Origin of the sequence: Actinokineospora fastidiosa, from assembly GCF_014648415.1 — a bacterium.
Taxonomy (GTDB): Bacteria; Actinomycetota; Actinomycetes; order Mycobacteriales; family Pseudonocardiaceae; genus Actinokineospora; species Actinokineospora fastidiosa.
Map to the genome: position 1 here is coordinate 404,223 of NZ_BMRB01000003.1, position 11,469 is coordinate 415,691.

Below are 11,469 nucleotides of genomic sequence, written 5' to 3' on the forward strand. Positions count from 1 at the left end.
CACCGGTCACCCGCCGTGGCCTACCGCCTCCGGCGCGTGCCGAACACGCCGCGGGCGATCTCCCGGCCCAGCGCGCTCGCGGCGGAGCGCAGGAACGACTTCACCGCGCTGTTGCCCATCACCTGCTCGACGAAGCCCGGCTCCGGCCGCGCGGCCTCCTCCGGCGGGGGCGCCTCCTGCGGGGGCGCGACCTTGGCGGCCATGCGCTCGTAGGCCGACTCGCGGTCCACCGTCTCGGCGTACTTGGCGTGCAGCGGCGAGGCCGCGGCGGCCTGCCGGATCCCGTCGTCGCCGATGGTGTCCATGAGCGACCGAGGGGCGCGCAGCCGCGTCCACGCCACCGGGGTCGGCGCGCCCTTCTCCGACAGCACCGTGACGATCGCCTCACCGATCCCGAGCGAGGTGAGCGCTTTGTCCAGTTCGTAGTGCTCGGTGGTGGGGTACGTCTTCACCGTCTTGGCGAGCGCCTTCTGGTCGTCCGGGGTGAACGCGCGCAACGCGTGCTGCACGCGCGCGCCCAGTTGGGACAGCACCGCGGTGGGCACGTCCGTGGGCAGCTGTGTGCAGAAGAACACCCCGACGCCCTTGGACCGGATCAGCTTCACCGTCTGCTCGATGCGCTCCAGGAACGCCTTCGACGCGTCGGCGAAGAGGAGGTGCGCCTCGTCGAAGAAGAACACCAGCTTGGGTCGGTCGAGATCGCCCTCCTCGGGCAACTCCTCGAACAGCTCGGCCAGCAGCCACATGAGGAAGGTGGAGAACAGGGCCGGGTCGGCCTGCAGGTTCGCCAGCTCCAGCAGGCTGATCACGCCCCGCCCGCCGTCGACGCGCATCAGGTCGGCGATGTCGAGCTCGGGCTCGCCGAAGAACTCGTCCCCGCCGCGCGCCTCCAGGTTCGCCAGCGCGCGCAGGATCACCCCGGCGGTGGCCGACGACACCCCGCCGATGCCCTTGAGGTCGGCCTTGCCCTCGTCGCCGGTGAGGTGCGTGATCACCGCCCGCAGGTCCTTGATGTCCAGCAGCGGCAGGCCGCGCCGGTCGGCCCAGTGGAAGATCAGGCCGAGGGTGGACTCCTGCGTGTCGTTGAGACCGAGCACCTTGGACAGCAGCAGCGGGCCGAAGCCGGTGACCGTCGCGCGGACGGGGACGCCCGCGCCGGAGGCGCCCAGGGAGAGGAACTGCACGGGGAACGCCGTGGGCGCCCAGTCGTCGCCGGTGTCCGCCGCGCGCTGGGCGATCCTGTCGTCGGCCTCGCCCGGCCGGGACAGCCCGGACAGGTCGCCCTTGATGTCGGCCATGACGACCGGGACGCCGTGCGCGGACAGCTGCTCGGCGATCCCCTGCAGCGTCTTGGTCTTGCCGGTCCCGGTGGCCCCGGCGACGAGCCCGTGCCGGTTCATCATCGACAGCGGCACGCGCACAGCGGCCGCCGGGTGCGCGGTCCCCGCGATGACGACGCTGCCCAACTCGACCGCGGCCCCGTCGGTGGCGTAACCCTCGGCGATGTCCTCGGCGCTGCTCATCGTGCCTCCTCCGCCCGGTGCCGGATCAGCGGGAGCGTAGAACCGGCGCGGCGCGGCCGCAGCCCGGGATCCGCGCCGGGCCGTGCGGCTAAGCTACGTCGGGTGACGGACCGCTTGGTATGGATCGACTGCGAGATGACCGGCCTCGACCTCGGCCGCGACGCCCTGATCGAGATCGCCGCCCTGGTCACCGACTCCGAGCTGAACGTCCTCGGCGACGGCGTCGACCTGGTCATCCACGCCTCCGACGAGGCGCTCGCGGGGATGCCGGAGGTCGTCGCCGAGATGCACGCGCGCTCCGGGCTCACCGAGGAGGTCCGCGCCTCGACGCTCACCCTGGCCGACGCCGAGCGCGCGGTGCTGGACTACGTGCGCCAGCACGTCCCCGAGGTCCGCTCCGCGCCGCTGTGCGGCAACTCCATCGCCACCGACCGCGGCTTCATCAGCCGGGACATGCCATCGCTGGACGCGCACCTGCACTACCGCATGGTGGACGTGTCGTCGATCAAGGAGCTGGCCCGCCGCTGGTACCCGAGGGTGTACTACGCGCAGCCGGACAAGGGCCTGGCCCACCGCGCCCTGGCCGACATCCAGGAGTCGATCCGGGAGCTGCGCTACTACCGCGGCACGGTCTTCGTCCCGCAGCCGGGACCGACCACGGACGAGGCCAAGGCAGTGGCCGGGACCCTGCTGGTCAACCCCCAGGCATAACCGCTTCCCGGGACGCGCTACGATGTCTCCGCACGGCGCGCCCGTGCGCGATGGTGGGTGTAGCTCAGCTGGTAGAGCACCTGGTTGTGGTCCAGGATGTCGCGGGTTCAAGTCCCGTCACTCACCCCACCCGGGCCCGTTCAGGGACCTGTTCAAGAAGGGTCGTCCTCTCGGACGGCCCTTCTTGCGTCTGTGGACCTCCGCCCGAGTTCGCCCCTCTTCCCCGCGACGCTCGCCTGATGGGCCCCGGCCGTTCCCAGGGAATCCGCTCGCTAGCTGGTCACCGGCCGTTCCCACTCCCGGTGAATCACCGACTGGCAACGACCCCCTCCGGTCGACGGGTGCCGGGTGTGACCCGGCTCTCCTAGCGTGACCAATCATCGCCGGGTCGAGGGCCCCGGCGGTGGAAGGAGAGTCGCGACAATGAAGGTTCGCACCCTGCTGGTGGGCATGATCGCCGCCGCTGCCGCCGTGGTGGCGCCCACCGCGGCCGCGGCCGCGCCGCCCACCGGCGACGGCGAGATGGGCACGTTGATCGTCGGGGGGCACAACGCCACCCAGACCTACAGCTTCATGGTGTCGCTGCAGTCCACCTCCGGCGGGCACTTCTGCGGAGGTTCGCTCATCAAGGCCAACTGGGTGGTGACCGCCGCGCACTGCGTCCAGGGCCGCTCCCCGAGCAGCACCATCGCGCGCATCGGCACCACCAACCGCACCAGCGGCGGGACGGTGGCGCGGGCCTCGCGCATCATCATCCACCCGTCCTACCGCGGCCCGTACGACATCGCGCTCGTGCAGCTGAGCACCAGCGTCAGCCAGGCGCCGGTGCGCATCGCGGCGTCGTCCGGTCCGGTCGGCACCCAGACGCGCATCATCGGCTGGGGCCAGACCTGCCCGGTCCGCGGGGCCTGCGGCGCGCCCATCACGCTGCAGGAGCTCGACACCTCGATCGTCAACGACTACGAGTGCTCCGGCATCTCGGGCTCGATCGAGATCTGCACCGACAACCCCGGCAACCGCGCGGGCGCCTGCTACGGCGACTCCGGCGGCCCGCAGATCAAGGCCGTCAACGGCCAGTGGGAGCTGATCGGGGCGACCAGCCGTTCCGGCGGCGGCTCGCAGTGCGCCGTCGCGCCGTCGATCTACACCGACGTCCCGGCGTTCCGCAACTGGATCCAGCAGTACACCGGCGCCCTGTCCTAGGCCGGTACCGGTAAGGAACGGGCCCCCGGCAGTCCCGCCGGGGGCCCGTTTTTCAGCGGTTGCCCTTCTTCCAGGTCTCCCACGGCACCTGCCAGACGCCGAGGCCGTCCCAGGACTGCAGCTTGGCCCCACCGGAGTTCACCACGGTGATGACGTCGCCCTTCTGCGAGATCCGCTGCAGCCAGCGCGCGTTCTCCGTGGAGACGTTGATGCACCCGTGGCTGACGTTGCGCCTGCCCTGGTCCCCCACCGACCACGGCGCGGAGTGGTAGAAGATCCCGCTGTTGGACATCCGGGTGGCCACCTCGACCGTCGTGCGGTAGCCCTCGGCGGCGTCCGTGGGCACGCCGTAGGTGGAGGAGTCCATTGTGTAGTTCACGTGCTCGCTCATGACCACGTAGGTGCCGACCGGGGTCTCGTACCCCTTCTTGCCCATCGAGATCGGCATGGTCTTGGCGACCTTGCCGTTGATCGTCACCGTCATCTGGTGGGTCTTGCCGTCGGCCTTCATCACCACGGCGTCGCCGATGGTCACCGAGGCCTTGCGGTCCTCGCGGCCGTAGGTGCCGTTGCCGAAGTGCTTGCCGTAGATCCGCGCGTCGACGGTCACCTTCGTGCCGGGCTTCCAGTACTCCTTGGGCCGCCAGTGCACAGTGCTGTCGTCGTACCAGTAGAACGCGCCCTCGGTCTCCGGCGACGTGGTGATCCTGATGGCCTTCTCGGCGGCGGCCTTGTCGCGGATGTTGGTGCTGAAGTAGAAGGAGAACGGCTGCCCGACCCCGACCGTCTGCCCGTCGAGGGGGTTCATCGACAGCGCCGTCTGCCGCGCGGGCTTGGCCGTGGTGAAGGTCGCGGTGGAGGTCGTCGGCTTGCCCTCGGCGTCCTTGCCGGTCGCGGTCATGGTGTAGGTCTTGCCGTAGCCGAGCCCGCCCGCGTAGGTCCACGTGCGACCGTCGTCGGACAGCTTCCCCTCGACCGCCTTGCCCGCGTCGTTCTTGAGCACGACCTCGCTGAGCATCCCCCCGGCGACCTGCACCGTCACCGGCTGCCCCGGCTCCACGTCCTTGGCCTTGTCGGCCGGGGTGAGCGTCAGCCGCAACGGCTCCGCGGGCGGCGCCGTGGTGGTCGTCACACCCGGCGTCTCCCCCGCGGGCGCCGACGGCTCGGGGGCGGCCGTGCACGCCCCCAGACCCACCAGAACCGCGACGAGCACGCCAACCCGTCCCCGCATCGTCCCCCACTTTCCTCACGCTGACCTGTGGGAACCCAGTGTGCCCCACGAATGGGTGACGCCTGAACGGGACGTCCGGTTGCCTGGCGTCGACCCCCCGATTTCTTCGCCGGGCGGGGGCTGTGCTAACTTTTTCCCCGTCAGCAACGAGCGCCGCTAGCTCAACTGGCAGAGCAGCTGGCTCTTAACCAGCGGGTTCGGGGTTCGAGTCCCTGGCGGCGCACTTCCAACAGGACCAGGTCATCGACCTGGTCCTGTTGGCATTTCCGATCTTGGTAGGGTCGCCGCCATGGCTGAGGTGACCACGGCCGAGGGGACCTGGGGGTTCGACGGGGCCGCCCTGCGGATCACGCCGGGTACCGATCGCAAGGTGCACAAGCTCAGGAAGGCGCTCGGGGAGCTGGTCGTGCCCGCGGCGGCGATCGCGGGCATCAGCTACGAGCCGGGCAAGAAGGGCGGGGCGCTGCGGGCGCGGCTGCGTGAGGGGGCCGACCCGCTGAGCCAGGTGGTCGGCGGCCACCTGCCCGAGCAGGCCAACCCCTACCGGCTGGCGGTCGACCCCGCGCAGGTCGTCAACGCCGACTACCTGGTCGAGGCGTTCCGGTTCACCCCGCGCGCGGAGGGGGACGGGCCGGTCGGGCGGTTCCTGCTGCCCGGGCCCGCGCTGCCGGTCAGCGCGACGGTGTCCGAGGCGGTCGTGTCGTTCGACGGCAGCCGGGTGCTGCTGGAGTGGAGCTGGCAGGCGCCGGACGTCAAGCGCAGGTCGGGCACGCAGGAGCTGCCGATCGACAAGGTGACCGCCGTCGTGTGGCGGCCGTCCAGCGGGCTCACCGACGGCGTGCTGCGGTTCATCGTCCGCGACGCCAGTCCGAACGTCGCCCCGACGAGCGACCTGCACGCGGTGCGGCTCACCTGGGGCACCGAGAACGAGCTGCTGACCGCGTTGGTCGCCGCCGCCGTCGTCGCGCGGATCCCCCGCTCGCGCCCCGACGCCCCGGCCGCGGCCCCGCCCGATGTGGACGTGCTCATGCGCAGGCTTCGCGAACTCGGCGACCTGCGCGACAGCGGCGTCCTGACCGAAGACGAGTTCACCGCTGCCAAGCGGGCCGTGTTACGCAGCATGTCGGCCGAGGAGTGGCCACCGCCACAAGACGGGTAGCGTGCCCCGCCATGGGGTGGTTGCGCAGGAGTCCGGCTCGCACGGTCACCAGAGGACGGAGCTGGCGGGACCCGATCCTGGACGCCGCGCTCGCCGAGGCCGAGGAGGGCAGGCTCGGCGCCGCGCGCACCGTGCTCGGGGAGTGCCGCGACCAACCGGAGATCCGGGTGTTCCGGGTCGGCGAGCTCGCCGAGGCGCTGATCGGGTTCGGCGACGAGATCGCGACCATCGCCGGGGCCGGTGACGCCGACCTGTTGTTGCTCAGCGGCGCGGTGTTCGTGCGCGAGGCGTGGGCCGTGCGCGGCGCGGGGCGGGCGGAGACGGTCGGCGCGCCGCGGTTCCGCATCTTCCACAACCACCTCGCGCAGGCGGTCGCCCCGCTGCGCGCCGCGGCCGGGCTGCTGCCCGGCGACCCGGTGCCGTGGAGCGAGATGGACCCCGTCGCGCGCGGGCTGGAGTTCGACCGCGGCGAGCAGGACGCGCTCTGGGCCGAGATCGCCAGCCGCTGCCCCACCATGACCGTCGCCGTGCGGCGCAGGCTGCAGTCCCTGGCGCCCAAGTGGGGCGGCGACGAGACGGCCATGATCGAGTTCGCCAGGGCGTCGGTGGCCGCCGCGCCGCCGGGGCACCCGGTCGCGGCCGTCATCGCCGAGGCCCAGTTCGAGGGCGCGGCGCACCGGTCCGTCCCGGTGGCCCGCTACGCCAGGGCCGCCCGCGCCGAACTCGTGGCCGCGTCGACGAAGCTGCTCACCACCCCGCTGTCGCTGCCGCAGACCTGCTGGGCGCACAACGCGTTCGCCGCCGTGTTCTCCGCCCTGGACGACGCCGCGCACGCCGTCCCGCACCTGCGCGCCATGAACGACCACCTCAACGACGCCGCGTGGGCCTTCGTCGGCGGCGAGGCCGCCTACCAGCGCGCCGCGGCGAAGTACCTGTGAGGGCAGATGGACCACGCCTGGGACGACACCGCGCTGGACGCGGCCATCGCCGAGTTGGAGGAGCACCGGATCAGCCCCGCGCGGACGATCCTGGCCGAGGCGCGGACCCAGCCTGAGACGCGGTCGCTGCGCGTCGAGGTGCTGGCGGGCAGGCTGGTGGGGCTGGGCGGGCAGGTGCTGTCGCTGGCGATGGACAGCGTGGACCCCGAGCTGTCGCTGCTGGCCGGCGCGGTGGCGATCGCCGAGGCGCAGGTGATCGCCGACGGCGCGACCGACTCCAACGCGGCACGGGTCGCGCACGCCTACCTGCGCCGCGCGCTCGGCCCGCTGAACCAGGCCGCCGAACTCGTCGACACCGACCCGGTCCCGCACGACCTGCTGCAGACCGTCACCTCGGCGACGAACCGCGCGGAGTGCGACAAGGCGTGGGAGCGCGCGGTGAAGCGCGGCCCCACGCTGTTCTCGGCCCACCGCGCGCGGGTCGAGATCCTCGATCCGGTCAAGGCGCTGGCCTTCGCCAGGGCGACCGCGCGCTCGGCGGGCTCGGGCGACCCGAGGATCGCCCTGGTGGTGCTCGCGCACTTCCGGGTGCACGCGGGGCTGGAGGCGGCCTTCCGGGCATCCGGGAAGGCGGCGGACCGGCGGGCGATGTGGGACTACTTCGGCGGCGCGGTCCGCGACGAGGTGGCCGCGCTGTCCCAGCGGTTCCTCGCCGCGGCCCGGCCGCACCCCCGCACCGTGGAGGCGCACAACCTGTTCGCCGCGGCGTTCACGCGGATGTACGAGTACAGCCTCGCCGAGCCGCACCTGGCCGCGGTGGCGGGCAGGCCGTCGGGGTGGGCGTGGTCGTTCGTCGGCGGCGCGAAGGCCTACGACCGGGCGGTCCGCAGGCACGTCCGGAACGTGCCCGCGGACCGGCCCCGGCCCTAGCCGGTCACCTCGACCGCGGCGCTCGCCGTGCGCTCGCCCTGCACCGCGGTGATCGTCCGCGCCCCGGTCGGGGTCGTCGCGGGGATGACGCCGTGGCGCTGGAACCGGCCCTCGCCGTCGGCGCGGACGGTGTAGACCGTGACGCCGTCGATGCGGATGTCGACGTACCCGGGCTCGAACCCGGTGAGGGTCAGCGGCACCCACGTGCCCGCGCGCACCGTGTCGTCGACCGTCAGCGTCGGGGCCTGCCGGTCGGCGCGGTCGTCACCACCGCGGGCCACGCGGACGCGGACGCTCACCGGGTCGCCTGCCGACGGGGTGAGCACGCACGTGGTGTCGCGGGTGAAGCCCGCCTCGACGCCCGCGGTGTAGACACCCGCGCCGTGCAGGGCGTCCCTGGGCTGGGCCTGGGTGAACGTCACCGGGAGGACGACGCCCGCGCAGGTCGCCGTCGCGGTCAGCGGGCCGCGCAGCGCGCTGCCCGACGCCGGGTCGCCGTCGGTGTCGACGGTGTCCGGGGTGATCGCGCGGCCGTCGGTCTTGGTGCCGGGCGCGGCGACGAGCCCGAGGCCGTGCCGGGCGGCGACGCCCCGGCGGGCCGTGACGTCCGTGCCCGCGAGCGAGGCCGCCCACGCCGCGGCCGGGCTCTCGTAGAAGTTGACGCCGGACACCGCGAAGCGGGCGCCGAGCCGCGCCAGCCGGGCGGTGAAGCCGGTGACGTCCTTGCGGGCGGCGGGCGTCCACCCGGTCTCCAGGATCGACGCGGCCCTGGGGAGGGCGAGGAACTGCGCCTGGTCGCCGCCGCGGATCGTCTCCGACCACAGTGGACCCTCGACGCCGAGCACGGCGTCCTCCGGGATGCCGCCGGAGACGGTGGTGGTCGGGTCCCAGTTGTAGTACTTCGGGAAGTCGCAGTCGGTCCGGCAGGCCCAGCTGAGCCCGATCGGGGTGGTGGGGCCGTACTTCTGGTCGAGGTAGGCGCCGTCCGCCTTCGACACGACGGCCTTGCCACCCTTGGCCACGAAGTCGCGCACCCAGTCGCCGGAGCCGATCCAGTACTGCACGACCGAGCCGTCCCAGTAGCCCGGGCCCTGCGCCAGCCCGGCCTCGGCGTACTCGGTCCAGCCCATCGTGCCGACCCCGGTCGCGGCCTGCACCCTCGGCACGGCGCGGGTGATGAAGTCGACGTAGCGGGTGTGGCCCATCGCGTGCGACTCGTCGCCGCCGATGTGGACGTACGGGCCGCCGGTCAGCTCGGCGAGCTGGCGGAAGACGTGCTCCACGAAGGTGTAGGTCAGCTCGTGGCGCTCGTCGAGGGCGGAGTAGCCGACGTTCGCGGTGCCGTTCCACGGGACGACGCCGGTCCCCGCGTCGCGCGCGGGCAGCGAGCGGTCGGTGTTGAGCTGCGGGATCGCGTGCAGGACGGCGTTGGTGTGGCCGGGCACGTCGACCTCGGGGACGACGGTGACGAACCGCTCGCGCGCGTACGCGACGATGTCGCGGTACTGGGCCTGGGTATAGTAGCCGGTGCGGCCCAACTCCTGGCGGTGTCCGCGCTCGTTCATCGCGGTGGCGCCGGAGACGCGGGTGAGGGCGGTGTAGTCGATGGGATCGCCCTCGGCCTTGCCGTCGTTGGTGATCTCGATGCGCCATCCCTGGTCGTCGGCCAGGTGCAGGTGCAGGACGCTCATCTTCAGCGCGGACAGGACGTCGATGTGCCGCTTGACCTCGTCGACGTCCTGGAACGACCGGGCGACGTCGAGCATGATGCCTCGATAGGCGAAGCGCGGCGCGTCCTCGATGTGGACGGCCCGGACGGTCCAGTCGTGCTTGACGGGCGTCGGCGACGCCGCCCACGCCGGAAGGAGCTGGCGGAACGTCTGCACCCCGTTGAACGCGCCGTGCGGGGTGCGGGCGGTGATGGCGACGCCGCGGTGGCTCACGTCGAGGGTGTAGGACTCGGCGGTGGGGGCGGCGCCGTCGACGGTGTAGCGGGCCGTGGGGTCGACGGTGATCCGGATGCCGTGGCCGCGGGGACGCACGGGGACGCGGTAGCCGGTCGCGGCGCGCAGCTCGTCGGCCAGCAGCTCCGCGACGGGGGCGGCGGCGCCTGGCGCGACGATCGAGACATCCGGCCGGATGACGTAGGGCCGCGCCCGCGTGTCCTCCTCGACCAGCACCGGAAGCGGGACGAGCCCGGCGGTCGCCGTGGCGGCCGCCTGCGGGGTGGCCGATGCGGCCGGGACGACGCCGACCACCAGGGCGAGCGCGGCGGTGACGGCGGCGAGCTTGCGTGGACTGGGCCTCGCCGACCTGCTAGATTGGACTAGACCATAGCTGGTGCGCATGGGACTCCCTCGCCTGGTTGCAGGGTAGTGCGAGATTATCCCACTTTTCACTCATCTTCGATCACGCGAATGCAGTAATTGGCAGATCTGTCTCCTGTGGACGCGTCGGTGGATCGTCACGCGCCTGGGGATGGCCCGCGAGTCGATCAGGTCCGCGCGGGCTTCGCCGAACGACGTGGACGAGTGCCGTCTGGGCGTTACGTTGGGGCGCATGCGGACCAACTGGGCGGGGATCGTGGTCGGGGCGGGCGTGGTCGTGCTCGCGTTCGTGGGGGCGCCGATGTCGGTGGACGCCCTGATGTGGGCCGGTGTCGACCGGCCGGAGGTGATCGGGTTCCAGGCGGCGGTCGCGGTCGGCGGCGCGCTGGGGATGGCGGGCGCGCTGGTGGCGGCCCGGTGGTGGCGGTGGGTCGTCGCGGCGGGAGTCGTGGGGGTCGGGGTGGTGCTGGCGGTGAGCGGGCCGCCCGGGGGCGGGTTGTCCCTGCGGGTGCGGACGGCCGGGGAGTCCACGGTGGAGCTTCCGGTCGACCCGTTCTGGGGTGTGGTGCTGGCGGCGGCGTCCGGGGCGCTGCTGATCGGGGTCGTGTCCGGGGCGCGGCGGGTGGGCGCGGCGTGGGTTGTCGGGGTGACGGCGGGCGCGGGGTACTTCGGGGTGTCGTTGACCGGCGCGTTGCAGAGCCATCCGGCGCGGGTGGGGATCGTGGGTGCCGCGGCGCTGGTGGTGGTCGTCGCGGCCGTGTTGAGCGCGGAGCGGTCCTCTGAGTCGCGGCAGGTGCACTGGATCGCCGCAGGCGTTGTGCTGTCGACGGCGGTTCCCACGCTTGTCGTCGCGGTCTTGGGGAAGCCGGTCCTCGGGAGTCTCGTCGGCGCGCTGATCGGGGTCGCGCTTGTCGGCGCCGCGCTGGCCGCGGCGGGACGGGAGTGGTGGGCCGTCGGCGGGCTGGGGCTGGTGCTCGCGGCGCCGTTCACGAGCTTGGTGCTGCTGCATTCCGTTGTGGCGGGCGAGATCTGGTACGGGTGGCCGGCCGCCGCGGCCGGGGTGGTCGCGGGGAGTCTGGCGGGCAGGGCGGCGCCGTGGGTGGTCGGTCTCTGTGTGATACCCGCTCTGTTGTTGGGGCTCGGGTGGATGGACAGCCCGCTCGTGGTGTGGGTCTTCCTCGCGCTGGTCATGGCCGCGGTGGCGGGGTGCGCGGCGACAGCGGTGCGCACTGAATCCGTAGGCGCGCTAGGCGTGACGGCGGCGGTGGGGTTCGGGCATGTGCTCACGGCAATCCACGGCACGGGGAGCGTCGAAGGGATCGTCGGGCGTGGCGGGCAGGTCGCGGCGGCGGTGGCGTTCGTGGTCGCGGTGGCACTGCTCCATTTGGGTACTCGTGGTAAAGGGGCGTCCGGTTTTGTCGGGGGTGTGTGATTTCCTCGGACGCGT

9 protein-coding genes and 2 tRNA genes are annotated in these 11,469 nt (G+C 72.6%); 8 read left to right on the forward strand and 3 right to left on the reverse strand.

All coding sequences use genetic code 11. The annotated features are described in order from the left end of the window. Positions 1 to 20: 20 nt before the first annotated feature. Positions 21 to 1,523 (reverse strand): helicase HerA-like domain-containing protein, encoded by a 1,503-nt coding sequence (locus tag IEY98_RS20825; protein WP_189212240.1) that lies wholly within the window; start codon positions 1,521 to 1,523, stop codon positions 21 to 23. A 102-nt stretch (positions 1,524 to 1,625) separates the two neighbouring features. Between IEY98_RS20825 and orn the strand changes: the two genes are divergently transcribed. The 3 genes from orn (at position 1,626) to IEY98_RS20840 (ending at position 3,437) form a co-directional block, all read left to right on the forward strand. After that, a complete protein-coding gene (gene orn / locus IEY98_RS20830) occupies positions 1,626 to 2,234 on the forward strand; it encodes an oligoribonuclease (RefSeq protein WP_189212241.1) in 609 nt (202 codons plus the stop codon). 53 nt (positions 2,235 to 2,287) lie between these two features. Continuing rightward, positions 2,288 to 2,363 (forward strand) — tRNA-His (locus IEY98_RS20835). A gap of 294 nt (positions 2,364 to 2,657) precedes the next feature. Beyond that, positions 2,658 to 3,437, forward strand: coding sequence for a S1 family peptidase (locus IEY98_RS20840; RefSeq protein WP_189212242.1), 780 nt, complete (start codon positions 2,658 to 2,660; stop codon positions 3,435 to 3,437). 52 nt (positions 3,438 to 3,489) lie between these two features. Here IEY98_RS20840 and IEY98_RS20845 read toward each other — a convergent pair whose 3' ends face one another. After that, complete coding sequence (locus IEY98_RS20845) at positions 3,490 to 4,668, reverse strand: L,D-transpeptidase (RefSeq protein WP_189212243.1); 1,179 nt, start codon at positions 4,666 to 4,668, stop codon at positions 3,490 to 3,492. Between the two features lie 150 nt (positions 4,669 to 4,818). Here IEY98_RS20845 and IEY98_RS20850 point away from each other — a divergent pair. The 4 genes from IEY98_RS20850 to IEY98_RS20865 all read left to right on the forward strand — a co-directional run bounded on the left by IEY98_RS20850 (position 4,819) and on the right by IEY98_RS20865 (position 7,695). Continuing rightward, a tRNA-Lys gene (locus tag IEY98_RS20850) sits at positions 4,819 to 4,891 on the forward strand. A 66-nt stretch (positions 4,892 to 4,957) separates the two neighbouring features. Then, positions 4,958 to 5,827, forward strand: a complete 870-nt coding sequence (locus tag IEY98_RS20855; RefSeq protein WP_189212244.1) for a DUF4429 domain-containing protein — start codon at positions 4,958 to 4,960, stop codon at positions 5,825 to 5,827. An 11-nt stretch (positions 5,828 to 5,838) separates the two neighbouring features. After that, the gene (locus IEY98_RS20860; RefSeq protein ID WP_189212245.1) at positions 5,839 to 6,765 is read left to right on the forward strand and encodes a hypothetical protein; all 927 of its coding nucleotides are present in this window, start codon (positions 5,839 to 5,841) and stop codon (positions 6,763 to 6,765) included. A 6-nt stretch (positions 6,766 to 6,771) separates the two neighbouring features. Then, positions 6,772 to 7,695 carry a hypothetical protein gene (locus IEY98_RS20865; protein ID WP_189212246.1) on the forward strand — a complete coding sequence of 308 codons (924 nt, stop codon included), beginning with the start codon at positions 6,772 to 6,774 and terminating at the stop codon, positions 7,693 to 7,695. On the opposite strand, the gene IEY98_RS32780 is transcribed toward IEY98_RS20865, so the two are convergent. Continuing rightward, positions 7,692 to 10,043, reverse strand: a complete 2,352-nt coding sequence (locus tag IEY98_RS32780; RefSeq protein WP_229787110.1) for a beta-N-acetylhexosaminidase — start codon at positions 10,041 to 10,043, stop codon at positions 7,692 to 7,694. The two genes, IEY98_RS20865 and IEY98_RS32780, sit on opposite strands and share 4 nt — an antisense overlap. Positions 10,044 to 10,254: 211 nt before the next feature. Between IEY98_RS32780 and IEY98_RS20875 the strand changes: the two genes are divergently transcribed. Next, the gene (locus tag IEY98_RS20875; protein WP_189212247.1) at positions 10,255 to 11,454 is read left to right on the forward strand and encodes a hypothetical protein; all 1,200 of its coding nucleotides are present in this window, start codon (positions 10,255 to 10,257) and stop codon (positions 11,452 to 11,454) included. Positions 11,455 to 11,469 lie beyond the last annotated feature (15 nt).

Coding starts and splice junctions, on each gene's coding strand:
- IEY98_RS20845 (WP_189212243.1), bottom strand. CDS start 4,668: ATGCGGGGACGGGTTGGCGTGCTCGTCGCGGTTCTGGTGGGTCTGGGG.
- IEY98_RS20865 (WP_189212246.1), top strand. CDS start 6,772: ATGGACCACGCCTGGGACGACACCGCGCTGGACGCGGCCATCGCCGAG.
- IEY98_RS20875 (WP_189212247.1), top strand. CDS start 10,255: ATGCGGACCAACTGGGCGGGGATCGTGGTCGGGGCGGGCGTGGTCGTG.
- IEY98_RS20840 (WP_189212242.1), top strand. CDS start 2,658: ATGAAGGTTCGCACCCTGCTGGTGGGCATGATCGCCGCCGCTGCCGCC.
- IEY98_RS32780 (WP_229787110.1), bottom strand. CDS start 10,043: ATGCGCACCAGCTATGGTCTAGTCCAATCTAGCAGGTCGGCGAGGCCC.
- IEY98_RS20855 (WP_189212244.1), top strand. CDS start 4,958: ATGGCTGAGGTGACCACGGCCGAGGGGACCTGGGGGTTCGACGGGGCC.
- IEY98_RS20825 (WP_189212240.1), bottom strand. CDS start 1,523: ATGAGCAGCGCCGAGGACATCGCCGAGGGTTACGCCACCGACGGGGCC.
- IEY98_RS20860 (WP_189212245.1), top strand. CDS start 5,839: ATGGGGTGGTTGCGCAGGAGTCCGGCTCGCACGGTCACCAGAGGACGG.